The organism is Paraburkholderia sp., from assembly GCF_024281035.1.
Classification (GTDB): Bacteria; Pseudomonadota; Gammaproteobacteria; order Burkholderiales; family Burkholderiaceae; genus Paraburkholderia.
Genome location: NZ_JAMXLH010000062.1, coordinates 1 through 22,412, shown reverse-complemented (window position 1 = coordinate 22,412; position 22,412 = coordinate 1). Strand labels below are relative to the sequence as shown.

Sequence of the window (22,412 nt, the reverse complement as noted above, 5' to 3'; positions counted from 1 at the left end):
GAGATGATTGGCCTGCGCCGCCCGTTTTGCAGGCAGCGCACTTAGCTTGGGCTAGTGGATTGCGCAATCATATTGATCTTCTGGTAGTTATATCTAATGTATTTGAACAAATTTTTAGACGAATAAACTGCTTCGGTGCGTGTGGACGAGAAATCGTCTCAGCGCGCCGCATCGGCACGCGTACATCAGGCGCGTTTCGTCGCTCGCGTCGCTTTCGAGTTCCAGCGCGTAATCGATGAACAGTTCCTCGCCCGCATCGATATCGCAGATCGCGTCGATGAATACGCGATCGCCAATTTCGATCGTTTCGCAATTCGCCGCGCACGCGTGATTGAGCCAGCGTGCGCCGTTGCCGCCACGTCCGCCATCGATCACGCGGCCGTTGGAGAGTCCGAACAGAAACGTATGCGCGCAGTCGGCGCGCGATTGCCAGTGGCGCGCCGCCTCGCGCCACGTGGTCACCTTGCCCCGGTATTCGAAGATCCGCTCGCCCGCGCGCAACGCGCACAGGGCAAAGACGCCCCGGCCATGCACGGGGGAGTGTCGCACTGAAACTCGTCTCATGATGATCGCGCTCGTTTGGATGGCGCGCAGTATAGGCGTCCAATATTCGCGCGGTGTGAATGTCGCGTGACGCCGCTTTTGTTGGACGATTGAATTCGCGCACGTACAATCGCGCATTCATCGAATGCGACACGGCATCTTAGCGATGCTAAAGATTGGTGAGAAAATTCGCGCCTTAAGCGCCATTGCTTTGACGCACGATTTACGCTTGATTCACGCGTGATCGGCTCGCAAGACGTCAGCCGATCGCCCCACTCACCACCCTCGCGGGAGCAGACCTTGACACAGCGCCTCAACGAATTCGGGCAACCCATTGGCGAGCCGGTTGCTGGCTGGACACCGCGCGAGCGGCCCGCCGATGTCACCCTGACCGGAACCTGGTGCCGCCTCGAGCCGCTCGACGCGGCGCGCCACGCGGACGAGCTGGATCGCGCCTTTCGCGCCGCGCCGGATCAGCGGAACTGGACCTATCTTTCCGCCGGCCCGTTCGACACCAGCGAGGATTACCGCCGCTACGCCGAAGGCGCGGCGCGCAGCACGGATCCGAAGCACTATGCGGTGATCGACCTCAAGACGGGCCGCGCGGTCGGCACGCTGGCGCTGATGCGGCAGGACCCGGCCAACGGCGTGATTGAAGTCGGCAGTGTGACGTTCTCGCCGCAGCTTCAGCAGACGCCGCTTTCCACCGAAGCGCAGTACCTGCTCATGGCCTACGCGTTCGATACGCTCGGTTATCGCCGCTACGAGTGGAAATGCGACAGCCTCAACGCACCTTCGCGCAAGGCGGCGGCGCGTCTGGGCTTTCGCTTCGAGGGGGTTTTCCGCCAGGCCGTGATCGTCAAGGGGCGCACGCGCGACACGGCGTGGTTCTCGATCATCGATACGGAATGGGCGCCGCTCAAGCGTGCGTTCGCCGCGTGGCTGGCGCCGGAGAACTTCGACGGGCAGGGGCGGCAGCGCGTGTCGCTCGCCACGCTCCGGGGAGCGTGACGTTCCACATGACGTGCGGCGTGCCGCGCGCGCTGCACCGGCCTCCCGCCGCTACCCGCTGATCAGCTTCAGCCCCGCCGGTAGCGCCTCGCCGAATACGCGCCCCGTATCGGCAGCGTCGAGCGACACCACTTCGCGGACCATCGCGATCCACGCAGGCGGCGCGTTCGCCGATTCGAGCCGCCGGACGACGGCGTCGCGCACCGCTTGCGGCAAATCCCGCGAGCGGTCGCCGGTCATGCTGGCGATCTGCACGGCGGCGAACATCGCAGGTTCGACCTTGCGCCAGTTCACCGCGAGGATGACGTCGAGCCAGCGCGCCGCCACCTCGGGCGGCACGACACTGTGCGCGCTGCCGTAGAACGGCTGGCGCGCACCGATCCGGCCGACGGCCCACCAGCTTTGCGGGTTCGCCGAGGGCTGCTGAAGCCGCGCGAGCAGGCCCTCGCCAATCTCGATCTTGCGCTCGACCGCAATGTGTTCGAGCGAGGCGTACAGCCGGGCCATGTCGGCCTGGCTCAGCTTCGCCGGATCGAACGGCAGTTTGTGGCGCTTGGCGCGCGCCGCGGCTTCGAGCCAGTCCATCGCTTCGAGCGCCTGCTGCTGCGCCGTTTCGGCGAGCCCGCCCGCCGCGCGCCGCCACAGCGTCCACCACTCCGACCACACCTGGCTGTCGTTGACATGCTGAATGCCGTCGTCGAAGAGCGTCCATAGCTGCTCGACGCGCCACGCGTCGAGCGGATAGCCGAAGCCAGGCCGCACGCAGTAGCCCGCGAGATTCAGCCAGAGCCGTTCGTGATCGGCTGAGCGCCTGCGCTTGCCCGCGCGTTCCCAGAGCGCACCGAACAGTTCGCGCAGCAGCGCGCTGTCCCAGTCCTCGCGCGGCCCGAGGCGCTGTTCGAGTTGCGTGCGCAGACGTTTCACTTCCTTCGGATCGACGCTTGCCGAGCGCGGCCCGAATACCCGATCGATGAGCCCGATGGCTTCGTCGAGCAACGGATGACGCTGCGCCGTTTCCGCTTTGTCGCCAGTCTCACCGCCGTTCTCGCCGCGCCGAAGCTGGAATTCCAGCAGCCATCGTTGCGAAGGATCGTCGGTGGCGATGCAATGCACTTCCAGCGTGCCGAGTTCCGTAAGCGATGTCGTGAGCCTGACTTCGCGCTCGCTCGGTGCGTTTGCGCCCGCCCGCTGCACGACGGTCGCGAGCGGCGGCAGGCGCACGAAGTCGCCGCTCGACAGATCGGCAAGCTCGCCGGGCTGCCATGCCGTATCGGCGACCGTGGAGACCAGATGGAACTGCACGGGGTGCCCGAGCCGCAGCGCGAATACGCGGTCGTCGAGATGGATTTCGTGCGCTTCCTGGGTGCCGCGCGGCAGCAGACAGACGCCGCGCGGTGTCTCGTTTGCGTCGTCCAGCACGAGGAAGTAGCTGCGCGGCGAGCCGCCGCCAATGCGCGGCGCTTCGCCCGAGCGGGCCAGCGCATAGGCGACCGCGCCGCGCGCCACGGCGACGTCCGGCTGATCGTTTTGCAGGACGTGCAGAGCGTGCCCGCGCCAGTTGCCGAGCGTGTCGGCGAGGCGCGCGGAAAGCGCCTGCGCGCGAAAGACGCCGCCGTTCAGGAGCAGCGTATCGGGGACCGGCACGGACTGCGCCTGTGCATCATCCGACGCATCGCTCTCCGCTTCTCCCAACGCTTCGCGCGACGGCGCGGCGAAGCGGTCCAGAAACGCCGCAATGTGCCGCGTGATCGCCGGATCGGCGGCATAGGGCAAGCCGAATTCGACCAGCGCCGCACGCGAGCGGCGCGGCAATTCGCGCACGCCGGTCTGCGGAAAGAAGCCGTCGACGACCACCTGCTCGACTTCCTCGCGGTGCAGTTGCGTCGTGCGCGCGCCGCCCACGAGCCGCGCGCCCGCGCCGAGCAGCGTGATCGGAACGCTGGCGGGCGCTGCTGCGTCGAGCAATTGTTCCTTCGCGGCGCGGCATCGTTCGACCAGCTGCGACAGGCTTGCCGCCGACAGCCGCGTCTCGCCCGATTGCGCCGCGGCAAGACGCGCCTCCACGAGATGCGCCAGTGCGAGGTCCATGTTGTCGCCGCCGAGCATCAGATGGTTGCCCACGCCGATGCGCGTCAACTGCGGCTTGCCGTCCTCCACCTGCACCTTGATGAGCGTGAGGTCGGTCGTGCCGCCGCCCACGTCGCAAACCAGCACGAGGCGCGTGCCGGCGAGTTCGGCGTCGAGCGTCGCGCGATGGTGGAACAGCCAGTCGTAGAACGCGGCCTGCGGTTCTTCGAGCAGGCGCAGTGCGGGCAGCCCGGCGAGCCGCGCGGCTTCGAGTGTCAGCGCGCGCGCGCCGTCGTCGAACGAGGCGGGCACGGTGAGGACCACATCCTGATCTTCGAGCGGCGCATGCGGGAAACGCCGGTTCCACGCGGCGCGCACGTGCGCGAGGTAGCTCGCGCTGGCGGTGACGGGCGAGACCTTGCGCGCGTCGTCGGGCGCGCCCCACGGCAGGATCGGCGCGAGACGGTCGACCGATGCGTGTGAGAGCCAGCTCTTTGCGCTGCTCACGAGCCGCCCCGGCACCTGCGCGCCGAGCGTGCGCGCGAACTGGCCGATCACGGCCTGCGGCGCTTCGGTCGAATCGGCGGCATTGGCAGTATCGGCGACGCCCCACGGCAGACGCAGATCGTCTGCCGCCAGTTCGCCCTGCGCCGGGTGATAGCGCGCGGACGGCAACAGCGGCCGCGGGTGCACTTCGCCCGGCCCCACGAGCTGATCGACGTCGAAGACGCGGATCTGCTCGCCGCCCGCCTTGCCGCCCGCCTTGCCGCCCGCCTCGACGTACGCTACGACGGTGTTGCTCGTCCCGAGGTCGATGCCGACGAGGTATGACTTCATCGGACTCAAGCGTTGACGCCGCCGCGCACGTCGAATTCGACTTTCCAGCGCTCGTTCGTGCCGCTCGATACGGCTTCGAGTTCGAGCGTGCCCGCTTCGGTCACGCGCGCGTGCAGCTTCACCGGCACGACTTCGCCGGCCGTGCGGCCTTCGGGCGGCAGCGTGGCCTGGATTTCCTCGAGTTCCTGCAGTTCGTCGGACGACCAGTAGTCGAGCATCGTGCCGACCTGATCCTGCCGACGCACCGACGATCCGAAGAAGCGGAAATGCACGGGCTCGCCGACCACGAGGCCGAATTCCTGCGGCGGCAGCGCGGCGTCCGTGCCTTCTTCCATGCCGAACGGTGCGACGCAGAGTGCCGAAACCGGCGGTTCGAGACCGGGGACGGCAGGCATCGCCGATTCGATTGCGATGTAGTACGCGCGCGCCGTGCCGCCGCGAATGCGCACGCCTTTGCCGCGCTTCACGTAGCCGTAGTACGCGGCGCCGCGTGCGACCGCGAGATCGAGGTCGGCGCCGCCGAGCAGACGCGCGGGCGCGGCGCCCTCGGCCGCGAGCCAGCTGTTGAGCACGCCGAGAATGCGCTCGGTCAGCAGGTCGGACTTGAACACGCCGCCGTTGAACAGCACGGCGGTCGGATGGAGGAAGCTTGCGCCCGGGGCGGCGGACACGCCGCCGAGTTCGGCGAGCGCGGCGACCTGCCTGCCGAGGAAGGCAGCGAGATGCCGCGTGATGCCCGCGTCCTGCGCATACGGCAGGCCGAGCTGCGTGAGGCCTGCGCGTGCGCGGCTCACCGGCCGCGCGGCGGCGTCGGCCTGCGGGAAGAAGCCTTCGAGAATGGTTTGCGTGAGTTCGTCGCGGGTCAGCTCGGTGCGGATCGAGCCGCCGATCAGCTTCGAGCCGCGGCTCGGCACGACGAGCGGCACGGCGGTCGCGGCCGGGTCGCTCAGCAGCGTTTCCTTGGCGGCGCGGCACGCGTAGGTCAGCGCACGCAATTGCCACGGATCGGCCTGCGTGCCCTGCGCCGCGAGCTTGCGCGCGACGACGTGCGCGAGCGCGAGGTCCATGTTGTCGCCGCCCAGCAGAATGTGTTCGCCCACGGCGACGCGATGCAGTTCGAGATTGCCTTCGCGCTCGATGACGGCGATCAGCGAGAGGTCGGTCGTGCCGCCGCCCACGTCGACGACCAGAATGATGTCGCCCACCTTCACTTCCTTGCGCCACGCGCCGCCGCTCTTCTGGATCCAGCTATAGAGCGCCGCCTGCGGCTCCTCCAGCAGCGTCATGCGCGCATAGCCGGCCGCCTGCGCGGCCTCGGCGGTCAGTTCGCGTGCGGCCGGATCGAACGAGGCCGGAATCGTGACGGTGATGTCCTGGTCGCCAAACGGCGCCTCGGGATGCGCGTGGTCCCACGCTTCGCGCAAATGCGTGAGGTAGCGCACCGAGCTTTCGAGCGGCGAAACGCGCGCGACTTCGGGCGGCGCATCGCTCGGCAGGATGGCCGCGCGACGGTCCACGCCCGGATGGCACAGCCAGCTCTTGGCGCTCGACACGAGGCGGATCGGCGTGCCCGCGCCGCGGCTGCGCGCGAGTTCGCCCACGGCATAGTCGCGGCTCGCGGTCCACGGCAGGCTCAGGTCGCCGGGCGTGAGTTCGCCCGGATGCGGCAGATAGAGAAACGACGGCAGCAGATTCGGCGATTCGAGCGTGCCGGGCGCGGTGAGCTGCGCAACCGGCAGCACGCCCTGGCTGGCCTTGTCGCCGTCACTCGCGGCGAGATCGACGTAGGACAGCGCGCAGTGCGTCGTGCCGAGATCGATACCGATGGAATAGCGCGGGTCGCTCATAGCTCCACCTCGGCCGGGGCGATCACGGTCACGTCGTGGGTCTTGACGAGCTTCGGCAGGCGGACATCGGCGACGCGCCAGCCGCGGTGCGCGATGCTGCCGTTAAACGGCGCCTTGCCGACGACGTTGCCGGTGAGGCGGACCGCGCCGGCGTCGAAGCCTTCGGCGAGCGTGATGCGGCTGCCTTCGGCTTCGTTGCGCACGGGCTCGATCGTGAAGTGCTCGCGCAGCGTCGTGCGGCAACCTTCGTGAACGAGGCGGGCGGCGGCGCCGATATCGGCATCGGAATAGCCCGCGATGTTCTCTTCGACGAAATCGACGAAGCGCGCGTTGCGCTGGAGCAGGCCCAGCAGTTGAAGGGCAGAATCAGGGCTCGCCGCCGCGATGGCGGGCGCGGGTTGCACGGCGACGGGCGCAGGTTGCACAGCGGGCGCAGTAACGGGTGCAGCAGCGGGCGCAGCAGCGGGCGCAGCAGCGGGCACGGCGGCGGATTCCGGCAGCGGCGCGCCTTCGCGCAGGCGGCGGACATTGGCGGCGAGGTTGCTGTCGCCGAGAATGGCGAAAAACGAGCCGACGGCGACGGAAAACCGGCCGACGAACGAGAGATTCGATTCGGTCATGAAAAACTGCTCCTGGAGGCTCGCCTGAAGGGCGAGCAGGCCGGCCGGGGCTCGATGCGAGCCATGCAGGCGGCGGCCAGCGTGGAAAATCCGGGCCCGGTGAGGGCTCAAAACCGCTATTTTGCCTTGTTGCGGCCGCAAGCCGGACAAAATCCGGCTGCGCTCCCGGACGACGGCGCTTTTGCGCGCGTGCCGCAGTTGGACATTTCGGTGTGATTTGCTCGCCTGGCGACGATCTGTCGACCGGCTTGGTTGACGCGTTGCTGACGCCTGGTTAATGCCTGGTTGATGCCTGGCTGATGACTCGCGCCGCCGCGCGGACGTTGTCCCGCCACGGTCGAGCGAAGCCGCCTGGCGGACTCAGGACCGCCGGATATATAACGGAGTACGAATCAAAATGGCGCGCAGGCTGCGGTGAACGCAGCCTGCGCGCCTGCTTCGACGATCTTCCGGAAAGCGTTGCGTCGAACGCCGTTGCCGGCGTTACGCCTTCTTCACATAGGCATTGCACCAGCCGGTGCTGTTGACCATCTTGCCGCCGAAGATCGGGCAAGGCCCGCTCGCGGCACCCGCCTTACCCTGAAACAACTGGCAGTTCGAGCACGACTGGCCTGCCTGAAACTTGGGGAACTTTGCCTTATCCACCTGCGCGGCATGGGTCCGGTAGCCCATCGCCTGGGCCTGAGGATCGCTCTCGGAGAGCGCCGGGGCGTCGGCGCGCGCCTCCTCGGTGAGGATCGACGACGAAGCGAGCGTAGCGGCGATAGCAATGAACTTACGACGTGAGCATGGCATCACAAGACTCCCTCTAATGGAGCGCGCCTTGGGGAAAGGATCGCGCGAGTTGGTGTTTGGGTCGAATGTTGCAGTAACGAGCCTAAAACTTGCCGAAGGCTGCCGCAAGAAATTTTGCAACGTTTTCGAATCGACCGGCGCGCAACTGCGCACCGGCGCACCGCATCGCGACCTTGTCGCACGTCGTTTCAACGCCCGCGAATGTCACTCGTCCATCATGCGGGCCTTGACCTTCTTGCCCTTGACCTTGCCGGCATTGAGCTTGCGCAAAGCGTCGCGGGCGATGCTGCGCTCGACGGCCACATAGGTCGAAAAGTCGGTCACGTTGATTTTGCCGATCTGCTCGCCCTTGAAACCCGCTTCGCCAGTCAGCGCGCCCAGCACGTCGCCGGGGCGGATCTTCTCCTTGCGGCCACCCAGAATCTGCAGCGTTTCCATCGGCGGCAGCAAGGGTGCGTCGCTCGCGGGTTTGAGCGAGGCGAGCGGTTGCCATTCGACTTCGCGCTTGAGGGCCGCTTCGATGCCGCCCACACGCCCCATTTCGTCCATGCTCGCGAGGCTCAGCGCCCAGCCGTCCTGATCGGCGCGGCCCGTGCGGCCGATGCGGTGCACGTAGGTCTCGGGGTCGGGCGTCACGTCCACGTTGATGACCGCTTCGAGCTGCGCGATGTCGAGGCCGCGCGCGGCGACGTCGGTGGCGACGAGCACCGAGCAACTGCGGTTGGCAAACTGGATCAGCACCTGGTCGCGCTCGCGCTGGTCGAGCTCGCCGTGCAGCGCGAGCGCGTGAAAGCCCTGTGCGCGCAGCACGTCGAGCAGATCGCGGCACTGCTGTTTGGTGTTGCAGAAGGCGAGCGTGCTGACCGGGCGATAGTGATTCAGCAGCATGCCGACCGCGTGCAGGCGTTCGTCCTCGGCGACTTCGTAGAAGCGCTGGCGAATCTTGCTGTCGTCGTGATGTTCCTCGAACCGCAGTTCCCTGGGATTGCGAAGGAAGCGCTGGCTCAACTTCGTAATGCCTTCCGGCAAGGTCGCCGAAAAGAGCAGCGTTTGACGCTCTTTCGGACATTGGCTCACCACGCGGGCGATGTCGTCGAAGAAACCCATGTCGAGCATGCGGTCCGCTTCGTCGAGCACGAGGGTGTTCAGCGCATCGAGCGAAAGGCTGGCGCGCTCCAGGTGATCCATGATGCGCCCGGGCGTGCCGACGACGATGTGCGCGCCGTGTTCGAGGCTTGCCGTCTGCGGCCGCATGGGCGTGCCGCCGCACAGCGTGAGGACCTTGATGTTTTCCTCGGCGCGCGCGAGGCGGCGGATTTCCTGCGTGACCTGGTCAGCCAGTTCGCGCGTGGGGCAGAGGATCATGGCCTGCACGACGAGACGGCGCACGTCGAGCCGCGACAGCAGCGCGAGCGAAAACGCGGCCGTTTTGCCGCTGCCGGTTTTCGACTGTGCGATCAGATCGTGCCCGGCCAGCGTGATTGGCAGGCTTTCGGCCTGGATGGGCGTCATGTCGACATAGCCGAGGCGCGTGAGGTTCTCGATCATGGCGGGCGCAAGCGGGAGCGCGCTGAAGGGCGTGGCAGTGGTTGGGTTCGTCATACGGGTCTCGCGCCAGATGGCTGGAGGCGACGCGGCTTGTCGGCCGGTGTCGCGTCGGGGAGAAAGGTGGATCGGGAGGCGAAGGAAGATCGCGCGTGCCGCGATTTTAGCGGAAGCGCGCGCGTGTCCGGGGAATCGTGCGCCGCAGCGCGCGCCGAGTTGTGCATGAACGGGATCGCGGCTTTGATGGCGCATACGTGCGACGTCGACGCAAATGCCGGCGGCCATTGCGGCCTCATGGTGCCGCGAGACGGCTTCGCGAACCGATGGCACAATGGGTGCGTCCTCCACCTTCCTGGCTCCGGCACGGAAAAAAACATGCGCGAAGGCGACGTATCAAGCGTGGCAACGAAGCAGATGGCCGGAAAGGGAGCGCGTTTTGTGGAACGTGTCTATCGCCTGCGTATCGCGGGTCTTGGGCTGGGGGTTTTCTGCGTCGCATCGGTGCTGGCCCAGCAGGAACGCGGCTTTGTGCTGTGGGCGCTGCTGGTTTTTCACGGCTTCCTGTGGCCGCACGTGGCGCGCCGTGCCGCGCTTGCCTGCAACGTGCCGTATCGCGGCGAGCGCGTGAATCTCATGATCGACGCGGTGTTCGGCGGCTTCTGGGTCGCCGCGATGCGTTTTAACGTATTGCCGTGCGTGCTGATTCTCACGATGCTCAGCATGGACAACATTGCTGCGGGCGGCCTGGGCTTTTTCGCGCGCGGCATCCTCGCGCATCTCGCCGGTCTCGCTGCGGGGCTGCTCATACTCGGCTTCGCATTCGAGCCGATGTCGCTCATGCCGACCATTCTCGCCTGCCTGCCGTTTCTCATCGTTTATCCCATCGCACTCGGCTGGTCCACTTATCGCACCTCCCGCAAGCTTGCCGAGCAGGCCCATGCGCTCGACCGCCTGAGCCGTACCGACGGCCTCACCGGACTCCTCAATCGCCGCAGTTGGGAGGGCGTTTTGGCGGGCGAATTCGCGCGCAGCCGCGCGAGCCGCTATGCGTCGTCGCTGCTGCTCGTCGATCTCGATCACTTCAAACGCGTGAACGACACGCACGGCCATCCGGCGGGCGATGTCGTATTGCAGACGTTCGCCACCACGTTGCGCGCGCACTTTCGCGAGTGCGACCAGATCGGCCGTTACGGCGGCGAAGAGTTCGGCGTGGTGCTGCCGGGCGCGACGCTGGCCGAAGCGCGCGCGCGTGCCGAACAGCTCGTCGCGACGGTGCGCGGGCTGGCGTCGCGGGCAGATGCCGGATGTCCGTGCACGATCAGCGTGGGCGTGGCGCAGTGCGACCTCGTCATGCGCGATCACATCGCGTGGTTGCAGAAGGCCGACGCGAGTCTCTATGACGCGAAACTCGGCGGGCGCGATCGCGTGGTGGTTGCCGAGGTGATGACCGTGGACGCCGACTGAGCGCGTTACACAGTGTCTACAGTCTCTGCAGTTGCGTGCGCCGCAGCCGGTCGATCGGCGCGCTGGCGGCTATTTCGACTAAAGCGCGAGGGCGGCGCGCGCGGGCGATCCGAGGCAGCCGAGTCCCGCCAGGGTCGCTTCCACCGCCGCGTCGAGCGGCGTGTGCGGCTCGCTGCCGAGCGTAGCGACAAGACGCGCGTTATCGAGCCGGAGCGGCTCGCGCCACAGGTAGCGCATTTCGAGCAGCTCGCGCAGCGTCGTCACGAAGGGCGCGGCGGCGTAGATGAGCGGCCACGGGAAGCGGCGCTGCGTCGCCTTCAGGCCGTGGCGCTCTGCGACGCGGATAATCGCTGCGGCCATCTGCGTGCCGTCGGCGTCCCAGTGACCACCAAAGTGAAACAGCGCGAAGGGCGGCAGTGTCGCACGCCGCCCGATCAATTCGACCATCGTCCGCGCGACGTCCGGCAAATACGCCCACTGATGCCCGACTCCGGCCCGGCCCGGCACGCTGACTTTGCGCACCGGCTTGCCCGCCTCGACGAGCCCCTGCGAGAACCAGCTGTTGCCCGTCACCCGCGCGCCGAAGAAATCGCCTGCGCGCACAACGATCGTTCGCACGCCGCGCGCGGTGGCGGCCTGCAAATGCCGCTCCATTTCGACGCGTATTGCGCCCTTGCGCGTGCGGGGCCGCTGCGGTGCGTCTTCACGCACGAACGGGAACGCTTCCGGTCCGTAGTTGTAGACGGTGCCGGGCAGCACGATGGTCGCGCCCGCTTCCGCGGCTGCCGCGATCGTGTTGTCGAGCATGGGCAGCACGAGTTCCGCCCAGCGGCGGTAGCCGGGCGGGTTCACGGCATGGACGATCACGGCGCACCCGCGCGCGGCGCGCACGACCGCTTCGCGGTCCATGGCGTCGCCCGCGCACCATTCGATGCCGTCACCCGCCGTGGCCGCGTTCGCGGGATGCCGATGCAACGCGCGCACGTGCCACCCCGCGTCGCGCAACTGGCGGGCGACTTCGCCGCCGATGCCGCCGGTTGCGCCGAGTATCAGCGCGCGCTGGTCGGTCATATGAAAGGAAGTGGGGGCCATACGGATTCTCCGGTTCAAACATTGCGACGGACCCATTCTGCGCGGGTGCGGGCTAAGAGAAAATTGGCTAATTTGCTCGACCGGCTATACATTTTTGTATGGCTCCAAACTTCAACGTGCGCGCAGGTACGGGAGGCACGGGAGACGCGAGCGGGGACGATGGGTACTTTGGGAAAGGGATGTCATGAGCGACAGGGAACCGAACTGGGAGTGGTACCGGAGCTTTCTGCATGTCCTGCAGACAGGTTCGCTTTCAGCCGCCGGGCGCACGCTGGGCCTGACGCAGCCGACGGTCGGCCGGCATATCGACAGCCTCGAAGCCGCGCTGGGGCTGAAGCTTTTTACCCGCTCGTTCGACGGCTACGCGCCGACCGACGCGGCGCATGAGTTGAGGCCATACGCTGTCGGCCTCGCCACGACCGCCGCCGCGTTGCGCCGGGTGGCCAGCAGTCACGGATCGGGGGTTCGGGGTACGGTGCGTCTGACCGCGAGCGAGGTGATCGGCGTCGAGGTTCTGCCGCCGATCCTGGCGGCGCTGCACGATACGTATCCGGAATTGACCATCGAACTGGTGCTGTCGAGTCGCGCGGACGATCTGGTGCGGCGTGAAGCGGATATTGCCGTGCGCATGTTCCGGCCCGTGCAAGAGGCGCTGGTGGCGCGACGCATCGGCGGAATCGAGGTGGGTTTGCATGCGCACGAACGCTATCTGGCACTGCACGGTGTGCCGGAATCGATGAGCGATTTGTCTCGCCATGCAGTGATCGGATTCGATCAGGAAACCGAATTTATACGATCGACGCAAGAGAAATTAAAGACGTTCACGCGCGACCGTTTTTCATTTCGGGCCGATAGCGACCTCGCGCAACTGGGCGCGATACGCGCCGGATTCGGTATCGGCGCATGCCAGTCGCCGCTGGCGGCACGAGACAAGCGGCTCGTGCGGGTTCTGCAGGGCGAATTCTCACTGACGATGGATACGTGGATCGCCATGCACGAAGACTTGCGCGGCAGCGCCCGCTGCGCCGTGACATTCGCCGCGCTTGTCTCGGGTTTGAACGCGTATCTGTCCGGCGCATAGAGCGTACGTGCTGCCTGCGTTGGCACACGCCTTCAGTGACTCATGACCCAGATGACCAGCGTGTGGGCGTCCTCGGGCGATAGTGGACCGCCGCGCTCCTCAGGCAGCCGCATCGACGTGTTGCCCCAATGCGCGCGGCCGCCGATCCGCAGTTTCTGTTCCAGCATCACGTTCGCGTCGGGCAACTTGCGGTAGTGCTCGGCGATCTGGTGAAACGACGGCGCGAGAAACGGCGCTCCCGGCGTGTGACAGAACATGCAGTGCTGCTGGTCGACGAGCGCGGTCGGCTCCGGCAGCGGCGTCTGGGCCTGTACGGTGAGTGCGCACGCACCGAGGATCGCCGCGAGCGGGAGAAGCGTGCGAATGGATCTGGTCATGATGCGGCCTCTCGATACGAGGATGGGAGAGGTGATGAAACCACCCCGGAAAGCGGCCGCCGCGGCGAATGCGGTGTCCTCGACGCGTGGGGCCTCGAAATTCAGTCTAGGCAGCGAGGCTCCCGCACGGTTGACCTGTATCAACGCAGGCCTCGGACGATGCCGTGCGTATGACCGTGCAATAGCGCCTCGATTGGCTCGCGCAGTAGCATCGAACGATGTGCGAGCACGGGATTGACTGCGAGATCGTCGAGCTTGTGCTGCCAGCGGCGCAACGACGCAGAAAGGCTGCGAAGCCCTGTGGGCGGCGTGTTGGCTCGTGTGTCGGAGCCGTCGTGACGCGCATCGCCGCGGCGCAGTCCGGCTTGCTTGATGCAGGTCAACGCGTTCCGCGCGGGTAGTTCGATGATGAGCATGTCGAATCACCGGATTGCGCGAAATTCGCCCATTCCGGAATGTGAATAAGGCCGGAAAGGAGGTCAACGATGTATCAGAAGATCCTGGTGGCAGTGGACGGCAGTGACACATCGAAGCATGCGCTGGCAGAGGCGCTGCGTGTCGCGCGCCTCACGGGTGGAAGCATCCGCGTGTCGCTTGTCATCGATGTCGTGGCGCCCTTTGGGTTCGGCATGACGTATGTGCCTGCGGAGCTGATCTCGGGGTTTCGCGAAGACGCCCTGAAGCGTCTCGAAGCGGCGCGTTCGCAAGTCGAGGCGGCGGGTGTGCGGTGCGATACGGAACTGCTCGAATTGCACGAACTCGCCGACGACATCGCAGGTTGCCTCGTGCGCGACGCCGAGCGTTATGGCGCGGATCTGGCGGTGCTGGGCACGCATGGCCGCCGTGGCGTGCGGCGTGCCGTGGTCGGCAGCGTGGCCGAGAGTTTCGTGCGACAGGCGAATTGTCCCGTGCTGCTGGTGCGCGGCGCGGAGCCGGAGGCCGAGCCCGATTAGACGTCGCATCGGTAATGCAGTGCCTGAGAAGGACAGGCGAGCTGGTGTTGAACGGGTTGTGCCCGGATAACGCGGGCGCGGGTGCCTGATTTGCCGCGCAGCATGCATGCATGCAACCTGCATCGAGCGCACGCTACGCGGTGTCCGGGTCGTCCGTTGCGTTAGCCGGTCCGGCGTGCGCCTTGCCGTCATGCGGGCCGAGCGCGCGCGCGGGCCAGTCGTCCCAGCCATCGTTGCGGCTCGCCTGGAACGCCTCGTTCAGCGGATAGCGAATCCGGTTTTCCGGCTTCGACGTCTCGCCGATCACCAGCAGCCGCACGTCCTCCACCGTGTTGTTGATAAACGTGTGGCAGATGCCCGTACCGGCGGGAAACGCGACCGAATCGCCGGGCCGCAGCCGGTACAGATGGCCGTCGATCCAGACGTCCGGCGTGCCTTCGAGCACGTACGCGAATTCTTCCTCGGCGCTTTCGGCATGCGGATACGAGCTGCGGCATCCTGGCGGCAGCCGCTTGTGATGAATGCCGATGCGCGTGAGCCCGAGCTTGCGCGCAAGCGGCGCACCGAAGCCCATCGGTTCGCTGTCGCCGCGATAGTGGCCGGGCTGCTCGTCTTCGAGTTCGGTCCAATGCCTGATGAAGTCCGGGCGTCGCATGCTGCGCTTCTCCTCCTGGTTCTCCGCGTATTTCTCCGCGAATTTCCCCTCGTAACGCACTCAATCCGGCCCGGAATCCACGTCCGCGACCGCCGCCTGGCGCGCGGGCCGACGCACGGCCCGCACCTTGCCGCTGTCGCCGCCGCCGCAGTAGAAACGGTCGCCGCCATCGGATTCGAGTCCCGACACGCCGGTTCCCTCGGGCATCGCGAGCTGTTCGAGCACTTCGCCCGTGCCCGGGTCGATATGGCGCAACTCGCTTTCGTGGTTCTCCCAGGTGCCGTGCCAGAGTTCGCCGTCCACCCAGGTCACGCCCGTGACGAAACGATTGGATTCGATGGTGCGCAGTATCGCGCCGGTCTGCGGATCGATCTGGTGGATCTTGCGCTCGTGATAGCGCCCCACCCACAGGCTGCCTTCCGCCCACGCGAGCCCGGAATTGTCGCTACCCGCAGGAGACGGAATCGTCGCGACGATGCGTCCGCTCGCAGGGTCGATCTTCTGGATGCTCGCGCCGTCGATCTGGTACAGATGCTGGCCGTCGAAGGCCGTGCCCGCGTGCGAGGGCGCCGCGATCGAGCGCACGGGTTCGCCGCTGGCCGGATCGAAGGCGCTCACCTTCTCGCCGGATGCGAACCAGACGTGCTGGCCGTCATACGTGACGCCGTGAACGTTCTCGCTGTCCGCGAAGGGGCCATATTCGCGGACGATTTCGGCGGGCATCGGTTTCATGTTTGCTCCTGGTCGGTCGGGATGGCGGTGGGGAGTAACAAGGCTGTCGCGAATCCGGGCGTGGGCGGCGTGGTCCAGCGGCGCGCGCGGGCACGGCCGAACGATTGCACCTTGCTGGCGGCGGCGAGCGTATCCAGCGCGCGCTGGACAGTGCGCTGGCTCGCGCCCAGCGCGAGGGCGAGCGAAGAACTCGACCACGACTCGCCGTCGGCGAGCAGCGCAAGCACGGCCGCATGCGGTTCCTCGACCGGGCGCGCGAGCACCACGACTTCGCGCGCGGTGTGGGGCGCGAGCGTGAAGCCGTGCTGGGTGGCGCGAATGCCGGCGAGCGGGCGCAGCGCCGTGCGCAGACGGCCCATTTCGACGCGCAGGCGCGCGCGGTGCGATTCGTCGGCGTGCCGTGTGCGAAAGGCGCGCTCGATGAGCGCGTCGCGCGGCACGTCGGCCGGCCATGCTTCGGCCAGCGCGCGGGCGAGCACGAACAGCACAGGACGGCGCGTGAGCGCGACCACGGTGCCGGCTTCGCGCACGGCATGGCGGCATGCGTCGACGACGAATGTCTTCGACATCAGCAGCGCTTCGACTTCGTCGAGCCGCAGCGGGCGCTGCATGCCGCCTGCCACAAGCCGCGCCGCGGGCGCGTTCAGGACGCCACGCGCCGTGTCGATCTCGGCGGCCAGTGCGGGGATGCCCGCGCGGCGAGCGGCCTCCACGGCGCGTGCGAGCGCGGTGCGGGCAACGTGGGTCTGGATGCGGCGCATCGCGATACCTGCAATGGCCAGTTCGTGAACGGCGCGCAGTGCGGGGGGTAAATCGGAGGGATCGATTGCGGCGATCCGGTCCTCGGCGTCGTCGAGGCGGCCGATCAGAACGAGACGGCGGATTTCCACTTGCCGCGCGTGCGCGGCGTTCGTCCGGTCGCCGTGGGTTTCGAGCGCCGTGCGCGCGGCGTCGAGCGCGCGCTGCGGCCAACCGAGGTCGCGCGAAGCGAGCGCGATTTCGGCTTCGGCGACCACGCAACGCGCGCGTGCCACGGGCGCTTTGGCGCCGAATGCGCGCGCGGCATCGCGCACGAGCGCTCTTGCGCGTTCGAAGTCGCCGAGCTGCGCCATCGCGATGCCGCGCAGTGCGAGCGCGGGCGCATCGTCGCGCAGTGCGACGCGGTTCAGCGCGCCGAGCGGATCACCGGCCGCGAGCGCGCGCGCGGCAGCCGAGATCAGCGTATCCATTCGAATCCCGCCACACTTGTCACTCCCTGCGTCGGAAGCCGGCAACTAATCTAGCACACGAGTACCGGCGCGCTTGACCGTATCGCGAGCCGGACTCTCGACGATACCCCTCTCATGGAGGCAAGCATGGGCACGATGCACAAAACCGGAACGCGCGAAGAATGGCTGGCGGCGCGCCTTGAACTTTTGAGCGCCGAAAAGGCGCTGACGCACCGCAGCGACGAGGTTGCACAGCAACGTCAGGCGCTGCCGTGGGTGCGTATCGACAAGACATATCGCTTCGACACCGACGAAGGGCAGGCGACGCTCGCAGATCTCTTCAAGGGCCGCTCGCAATTGCTCGTCTATCACTTCATGTTCGGGCCGGATTACGCCGCGGGCTGCCCGTCGTGCTCGGCGATTGCGGACGGCTTCGACGGCTTCGTCGTTCACCTCGCGAATCACGATGTCACGCTGATGGCCGTCTCTCGCGCGCCGCTCGCCAAACTGCACGCGTACCGGCAGCGCATGGGATGGACATTCCCCTGGGCGTCCTCGCTCGACGGCGACTTCAATTTCGACTTCAACGTGTCGTTCACCGAAGCGCAGCAGCGCGACGACACCGTGGAATACAACTACCAGCGCGGCGGACATGCGATGGATGCGAAGCCCGCCCCCGAACCCGTCGCGCAGTTCGCGGCCACCTGCGGAACCGATGCGCCCACCTATGCGCGCGAGCGGCCCGGAATCAGTGCGTTCGCGATGGAGGACGGCGCGGTCTATCACACGTATTCGGCCTATGCGCGCGGCGTCGACGGCTTGTGGGGCATGTATCAGTGGCTCGACCGTGCGCCGCTCGGGCGCAACGAGGCGGGCATCTGGTGGCGCCGCCACGACGAATACGTCGCGCGCTGAGTTTGCGTCGAGGTTGCGTTGAAGTTGGGTTGAAAACATTGAAACAGCATTGAAGCCGCATCGAGGTGAGCCATGCGTGCCCTGCCTGTCCCTGTTGCCAGCGTGCGCCAGCAGCGGCGTGCGCGTGCCGTCGCCTGGATTGCCGTCGCCGCGCTGCTCTTTTGCGCGGCCACGACGCTGACGATTGCAGCCTGCGCGTCGATGTCGTCGAAGGGCGGCATGCCGATGCCGGGCGGCTGGACGATGTCGATGGCGTGGGCACGCATGTGCGGACAAACCTGGCGCGGCGCGGCGGCTTCGTTCCTCGGCATGTGGTCCGCGATGACGGTCGCGATGATGTTACCCGCGCTCATGCCTGCGCTCTGGCGCTGCCGCGCCGCAGCGGCGCGTGCCGCTGCGGCGCAGGCGGAATGGTTCGCGGTGCGGGTGGGCGCGGGCTACTTTGCCGTGTGGATCGCGCTCGGTGTCGTGGTGTATCCGCTGGGCGTCGCGCTCGCCATGCTGGAGATGCGCTGTCCCATGCTGGCGCGCGCGGTGCCCTTCGCGACGGGTGCTGTCGTGCTGCTCGCGGGCGCGTTTCAGTTGAGTGCTTCGAAGGCGCGTTATCTCGCGTGCTGCCGCGCGGCGGCGCCGCGAGATTTCGCGTGGCGCGAGGGCGTACGGCTCGGCTGGCATTGCATCGGCTGCTGCGCGGGGATCACGGCGATGGTGCTCGTCATCGGCGTCATGGATTTGCGTGTCATGGCGTTCGCCGCTGCCGCCATCACGGGTGAGCGTCTCGCGCGTAACGGCGAGCGCGTGGCGCGGATCGTCGGCTTCGTCGTCATGGCCGTGGGCGCGGCGCTGCTTGCGCAGGCCAGTGGCATCGCGTGATGTTTGCAACTTTGCGCGCTGCACGACCCCGGTTCAAAGCGCGTCGGCTTTTTCTATACTGGGCCCGGCGAGTCCATGCGATGGCTTCGCGCCTCGACTCATTCGTTACGAACCTACCGGGAGAACGACCATGATGCTCGACTGGGATGAATACCTGACGCAGTTGAAGACCACGATCGGCGAGATCGGCAAGCTCAGTCCGAAGACGCTGCACGGCTATCAGGAGTTGGCTACCGCCGGCAACGCGACCGGCCAGTTCGATCCGAAGTTTCGCGAACTGATTGCGCTGGCGGTGGCCGTGACGCTGCGTTGCGACGGCTGCATCACCACCCACACGAGCGCCGCGATCAAGCATGGCGCGACGCGCGAGGAAATTGCCGAGGCGCTTGGCGTGGCGATTTCCGTGAACGCGGGTGCGGCGCTCGTGTACTCCGCGCGCGTCATGGACGCGTATGCGCAGAAGTCGGCGTGATGCGTGCGGCGCAGCGAAGCCTCGCAACCGCGCTCAGGCGGCTGCGACGACCTCGATGCGCAAGGCGGCGGCGCCCGCGGCGATGGCGAGCAGGCGATCGACATTGGGATGCGCGCCCGGACGGTTACGTGCGTCCGCAGTGTGCTCGGCGAACACGGCGAGGCCATGTTCGGCGGCGCGCGCGTCGAGCGTGCCGAACGCCTGCTTCAGATAGTGGTAGACGGCAAGCGATCCCTGCTTGCCCGGCTTGTTTTCGATAGTCGCCACCACTTCGCCCCGAGCGTCGACGAGATCGATACGTTCGATCCCGTCGATGGCCGGAAGCTGCGCCAGGTTGTCCTTGAAGAGGTTGCCCGTTTGAATCACTCGAATCACTTGAAATACTCCGTTGAACGGAAATGCCGCAGGGCGCGCAGCGCGCCGCGGCAGATCGAATAGAGGAAGGAAGTCCCCGCGCGGGGGATATTGCGCTTTACACCTGTTTTACACCGACGGTTGCGTGATTTCCTCGGTCTTGAATGCGCGCACAACGGCCGGGCGTTCGAGCATGCGCTGAAGAAAGGCGCCGATTCGCGGCCATGTCCGCGCCGGACGCTGAAGGCCCCGCGTCCACCGGCAGAGCATCAGCGCATACGGATCGAGTGCGGAATAGGTTTCGCCGAGCAGCCACGGGCCGCCTGACGTTTCCAGTTGCGCTTCGAGCTGATCGAGCAGCGTGACGATCTTCGCTTCGGCCCGTGTCTGCACTTGCCGGGCGCCATCCGCGTTTTCCGCATCGACCCAGCGTTCCGGATAGAAGTAGGCGAGCAATGTGCTTTGCAGCGTGTTCGTGAGCCACATGAGCCACTTGTAGAACTCGGCGCGTTGCGGCGTGCCCAGTGCCGGGGCGAGGGCGCTGGCGGGATGCGTATCGGCGAGATGCAGGCAGATTGCAGCCGATTCGTAGAGCACGAAGTCGCCGTCGGCGAGCACGGGAATCAGGCCGTTCGGATTCAGCTTCAGATAGTCCGCGGATTTGTGCTCGTTATGCTCACGATCGACGAGCTTCAACTGGAATGGCTGCCCGATCTCTTCGAGCAGAATATGCGGGGCCATGCTTGAATTGCCGGGGTAATAGAACAGCGTGTTCATCGTGTCTCGACAGCGGTTGGAGAATCCGGTTGGAAGAAATTTCGCGCGCCTATTATTGCAGGAACGCCCGGGCGACGTATTCCGTTATTCGATCGCGATCTGCGAAGCACACTCATCCCGACTGAACCGCATCGCCTGCGGCGGCGATGGGCGGTCCGGCGCGCACGTAGCGTGCGAACTCGTCGGCGGGCATGGCCTTCGCGTAGAGCCAGCCCTGTGCATAGCCCACGTTGTGGGTTCTGAGCCAGCGCGCCTGGGTTTCGGTCTCGACGCCTTCTGCAACCGTCAGGAGGTTGAGGCTCTGCGCGATCGCGACGATGTGCGGGAGGATGGCGTTGACTTCCGAGCCGGTCACGAGCGCGTGCATGAACACCTTGTCGATCTTGATGCCGTCGACGGGCAGTTCCTGAAGATAGGCGAGACTCGAAAAGCCGGTGCCGAAGTCGTCGATGAGAATCTGAAACCCCGCCGCGCGATAACGCTCGAGCACGGGCGCGAAGCGTTTGGCGTCGAGGAACGCGCGCTCGACGGCCTCGAACCAGATCTGATCCGGATGCACGTCGTATTTGACGAGACAGGCCTCCAGGGTTTCCATCATGCGCGAGGTTTCGAGATCGTCGCGGGTGAGATTGATCGAGACGTGCAGATCGCGGCGCTGCGCGAGCAGGTTGCCCGCGCCTTCGAACACGGAGCGGATCACCTGATCGGTGATGGGCTGGATCAGTCCGACCGATTCCGCCATCGGAATGAACGAGTCCGGCGCGATGATGGTGCCGTCCGCGAGCTGCCAGCGCACGAGCGCTTCCGCGCCGATGCAGCGCCCGCTGGCGAGTGCGACGATCGGCTGGAACCAGACGACGAACTGGCGACGCCGGATCCCTTCGAGGAGCGAGTTGCGCGGCGTGCGCAGCTCGCGCCGCCAGGTCAGGATGAACCAGGTGGCGAGGCCGCCGATGACGAGCGCGGGCACGATGAACACACTCATCTGCCGGAACCAGTTGGGGCGAATGCGCTGCTCCGGTTCGTACGCGACGATGGCAAGCGGATAGCGGTGCGAGCGCTCGACCACGTAGTAGCGGCCGCCCTCGTAGCCTGTCGTCAGATCGCGCTGGACCGCGGCGCGAACGAGGCTCTCGCTGGTTCGCGGCCAGCGTGTGATGACCGTTGAGTCCTGCGTCTCCACCACGCCGAGTTCGAGCGTGTCGTTGAGCGGCACGATATCGACGTAAAACCGCGGGTCGATTACGACGAGATTGTTGCCGTAGCGGATATTGAGCATGCTCTGCTTCGCACCGCGACGGCCCACTTCGGAATGCCACGCGGAGAAACCGTAGGCATCGGTCCATTCGGGCGGCGGCATGTTGCCGCCGCCCGTTGCGCTGAGTGTCGAGCAGCGCAGCGTCTGGCCGTCCGTGTATCCCACGTCGCGGATATAGCGATGCGCCTCTTCGGTTTGCTTGAGCACGCGCAGGTGGGCATCGGTGCACGGGGGATCGCCGTAGCGCGCGACTTCGCGCAGCGCCGATTCTGCTTCGTCGGTCACGCGTTCCGCACGCAGCAGCGCGCGCTCCGAATAAGAGTCGACCTGCTGGCGTTGACGCTGTTCGATGACCACATCCGCAGCGTAGATGGCGATGCCCAGGACCGCCACGACAGTCAGCGCGACGAGGCAGAACGTTGTCAACACGGTCGATCTGTTATCCATCGGGGACGGATGGCCTCTCGTGACTGCGACGATCAGGACGCCTTGTGCTTCGCGCGTGTGGGCTACACGATTCGCCACGATTCTGGCCGCTTTCCGGCCGTGCGCCGCCACGCGACAGACAGGTGCGTTTTGCCGTCGATAGCGCACAAGTGCTGCGCAACATTTGTGCAGAGTCGTGCGCAGAGAGCGGTGTTGCTGCGCCCGTTATGGCCTGCCCGTGTGGCGTGGAGCAGCGGGGCGCAAAGTACTCGGAGAGGATAGCATCGCGCGCGGCAGGCGTTGCGTACGGTGGCGCGCGCGGCGTTCGCGAATGGTGTGCCGCGTGCCGCCTGGCGAAGTGCGTTTTGGTGCTCGTCAGAGGTATTCGCCGCGCTAATGCGGAGTTAATGCGGTGCTAATGCGGTGTTAATCGGACGAATGGAATTTTCGGCCACTATACGCACCAAACGCACGATACGCACGATACTCACGATACGCACGATACGCACG

At 66.5% G+C, this 22,412-nt stretch carries 22 protein-coding genes; 7 read left to right on the top strand and 15 right to left on the bottom strand.

Annotation, left to right across the window (positions count from 1 at the left end; genetic code table 11):
* Positions 1-114: 114 nt before the first annotated feature.
* Positions 115-564 carry an SET domain-containing protein-lysine N-methyltransferase gene (locus Q0L30_RS20530; RefSeq protein ID WP_296660419.1) on the bottom strand — a complete coding sequence of 150 codons (450 nt, stop codon included), beginning with the start codon at positions 562-564 and terminating at the stop codon, positions 115-117.
* Between the two features lie 219 nt (positions 565-783).
* On the opposite strand from Q0L30_RS20530, the gene Q0L30_RS20525 reads away from it, so the two are divergent.
* Positions 784-1,554, top strand: coding sequence for a GNAT family protein (locus tag Q0L30_RS20525; protein WP_296660417.1), 771 nt, complete (start codon positions 784-786; stop codon positions 1,552-1,554).
* Positions 1,555-1,605: 51 nt separating this feature from the next.
* Here Q0L30_RS20525 and Q0L30_RS20520 read toward each other — a convergent pair whose 3' ends face one another.
* The 5 genes from Q0L30_RS20520 to dbpA form a co-directional block, all read right to left on the bottom strand.
* Positions 1,606-4,458, bottom strand: coding sequence for an Hsp70 family protein (locus tag Q0L30_RS20520; protein WP_296660415.1), 2,853 nt, complete (start codon positions 4,456-4,458; stop codon positions 1,606-1,608).
* Between the two features lie 5 nt (positions 4,459-4,463).
* Positions 4,464-6,305, bottom strand: coding sequence for an Hsp70 family protein (locus Q0L30_RS20515; RefSeq protein ID WP_296660413.1), 1,842 nt, complete (start codon positions 6,303-6,305; stop codon positions 4,464-4,466).
* Positions 6,302-6,925: a DUF2760 domain-containing protein gene (locus Q0L30_RS20510; protein ID WP_296660410.1), complete on the bottom strand. Its 624-nt coding sequence runs from the start codon at positions 6,923-6,925 to the stop codon at positions 6,302-6,304. The genes Q0L30_RS20515 and Q0L30_RS20510 overlap by 4 nt, the downstream gene beginning before the upstream one ends.
* A gap of 483 nt (positions 6,926-7,408) precedes the next feature.
* Positions 7,409-7,720 (bottom strand): high-potential iron-sulfur protein, encoded by a 312-nt coding sequence (locus Q0L30_RS20505; protein ID WP_296660408.1) that lies wholly within the window; start codon positions 7,718-7,720, stop codon positions 7,409-7,411.
* 204 nt (positions 7,721-7,924) lie between these two features.
* A complete protein-coding gene (gene dbpA, locus Q0L30_RS20500; RefSeq protein WP_296660403.1) occupies positions 7,925-9,322 on the bottom strand; it encodes an ATP-dependent RNA helicase DbpA in 1,398 nt (465 codons plus the stop codon).
* Between the two features lie 318 nt (positions 9,323-9,640).
* Between dbpA and Q0L30_RS20495 the strand changes: the two genes are divergently transcribed.
* Positions 9,641-10,729 carry a diguanylate cyclase gene (locus Q0L30_RS20495; protein ID WP_296660400.1) on the top strand — a complete coding sequence of 363 codons (1,089 nt, stop codon included), beginning with the start codon at positions 9,641-9,643 and terminating at the stop codon, positions 10,727-10,729.
* Between the two features lie 78 nt (positions 10,730-10,807).
* Here Q0L30_RS20495 and Q0L30_RS20490 read toward each other — a convergent pair whose 3' ends face one another.
* Positions 10,808-11,821 carry an NAD-dependent epimerase/dehydratase family protein gene (locus Q0L30_RS20490; protein WP_296660397.1) on the bottom strand — a complete coding sequence of 338 codons (1,014 nt, stop codon included), beginning with the start codon at positions 11,819-11,821 and terminating at the stop codon, positions 10,808-10,810.
* A gap of 184 nt (positions 11,822-12,005) precedes the next feature.
* Between Q0L30_RS20490 and Q0L30_RS20485 the strand changes: the two genes are divergently transcribed.
* Positions 12,006-12,902 (top strand): LysR family transcriptional regulator, encoded by an 897-nt coding sequence (locus tag Q0L30_RS20485; RefSeq protein WP_296660518.1) that lies wholly within the window; start codon positions 12,006-12,008, stop codon positions 12,900-12,902.
* Positions 12,903-12,934: 32 nt separating this feature from the next.
* Here Q0L30_RS20485 and Q0L30_RS20480 read toward each other — a convergent pair whose 3' ends face one another.
* Positions 12,935-13,279: a cytochrome C gene (locus tag Q0L30_RS20480; RefSeq protein WP_296660396.1), complete on the bottom strand. Its 345-nt coding sequence runs from the start codon at positions 13,277-13,279 to the stop codon at positions 12,935-12,937.
* Positions 13,280-13,419: 140 nt separating this feature from the next.
* Positions 13,420-13,695, bottom strand: coding sequence for a hypothetical protein (locus tag Q0L30_RS20475; protein WP_296660395.1), 276 nt, complete (start codon positions 13,693-13,695; stop codon positions 13,420-13,422).
* Positions 13,696-13,764: 69 nt separating this feature from the next.
* Here Q0L30_RS20475 and Q0L30_RS20470 point away from each other — a divergent pair, with 69 nt between their 5' ends.
* Positions 13,765-14,232, top strand: a complete 468-nt coding sequence (locus Q0L30_RS20470; RefSeq protein WP_296660393.1) for a universal stress protein — start codon at positions 13,765-13,767, stop codon at positions 14,230-14,232.
* Positions 14,233-14,365: 133 nt separating this feature from the next.
* Here the strand turns inward: Q0L30_RS20470 and Q0L30_RS20465 are convergent, their stop codons facing one another.
* The 3 genes from Q0L30_RS20465 to Q0L30_RS20455 are packed head-to-tail and all read right to left on the bottom strand — an operon-like array spanning position 14,366 to position 16,848.
* Entirely contained in the window at positions 14,366-14,887 is a 522-nt protein-coding gene (locus Q0L30_RS20465) for a cupin domain-containing protein (RefSeq protein ID WP_296660388.1), read from the bottom strand.
* Between the two features lie 60 nt (positions 14,888-14,947).
* A complete protein-coding gene (locus Q0L30_RS20460) occupies positions 14,948-15,619 on the bottom strand; it encodes a glutamine cyclotransferase (RefSeq protein WP_296660385.1) in 672 nt (223 codons plus the stop codon).
* On the bottom strand, positions 15,616-16,848 hold the full coding sequence (locus tag Q0L30_RS20455; RefSeq protein ID WP_296660383.1) for a helix-turn-helix domain-containing protein: 1,233 nt from the start codon (positions 16,846-16,848) through the stop codon (positions 15,616-15,618). The genes Q0L30_RS20460 and Q0L30_RS20455 overlap by 4 nt, the downstream gene beginning before the upstream one ends.
* Before the next feature lie 126 nt (positions 16,849-16,974).
* Here Q0L30_RS20455 and Q0L30_RS20450 point away from each other — a divergent pair, with 126 nt between their 5' ends.
* The 3 genes from Q0L30_RS20450 to Q0L30_RS20440 all read left to right on the top strand — a co-directional run bounded on the left by Q0L30_RS20450 (position 16,975) and on the right by Q0L30_RS20440 (position 19,087).
* Positions 16,975-17,742: a DUF899 domain-containing protein gene (locus Q0L30_RS20450; RefSeq protein ID WP_296660381.1), complete on the top strand. Its 768-nt coding sequence runs from the start codon at positions 16,975-16,977 to the stop codon at positions 17,740-17,742.
* Positions 17,743-17,814: 72 nt separating this feature from the next.
* Entirely contained in the window at positions 17,815-18,615 is an 801-nt protein-coding gene (locus Q0L30_RS20445) for a DUF2182 domain-containing protein (protein ID WP_296660379.1), read from the top strand.
* 133 nt (positions 18,616-18,748) lie between these two features.
* Entirely contained in the window at positions 18,749-19,087 is a 339-nt protein-coding gene (locus Q0L30_RS20440) for a carboxymuconolactone decarboxylase family protein (RefSeq protein ID WP_296660516.1), read from the top strand.
* A gap of 33 nt (positions 19,088-19,120) precedes the next feature.
* On the opposite strand, the gene Q0L30_RS20435 is transcribed toward Q0L30_RS20440, so the two are convergent.
* The 3 genes from Q0L30_RS20435 to Q0L30_RS20425 form a co-directional block, all read right to left on the bottom strand.
* A complete protein-coding gene (locus Q0L30_RS20435; protein WP_296660514.1) occupies positions 19,121-19,453 on the bottom strand; it encodes a DUF2322 family protein in 333 nt (110 codons plus the stop codon).
* A gap of 117 nt (positions 19,454-19,570) precedes the next feature.
* Complete coding sequence (locus Q0L30_RS20430) at positions 19,571-20,218, bottom strand: glutathione S-transferase family protein (RefSeq protein ID WP_296660376.1); 648 nt, start codon at positions 20,216-20,218, stop codon at positions 19,571-19,573.
* A 112-nt stretch (positions 20,219-20,330) separates the two neighbouring features.
* Positions 20,331-21,923, bottom strand: coding sequence for an EAL domain-containing protein (locus Q0L30_RS20425; RefSeq protein ID WP_296660373.1), 1,593 nt, complete (start codon positions 21,921-21,923; stop codon positions 20,331-20,333).
* Positions 21,924-22,412: the final 489 nt, after the last annotated feature.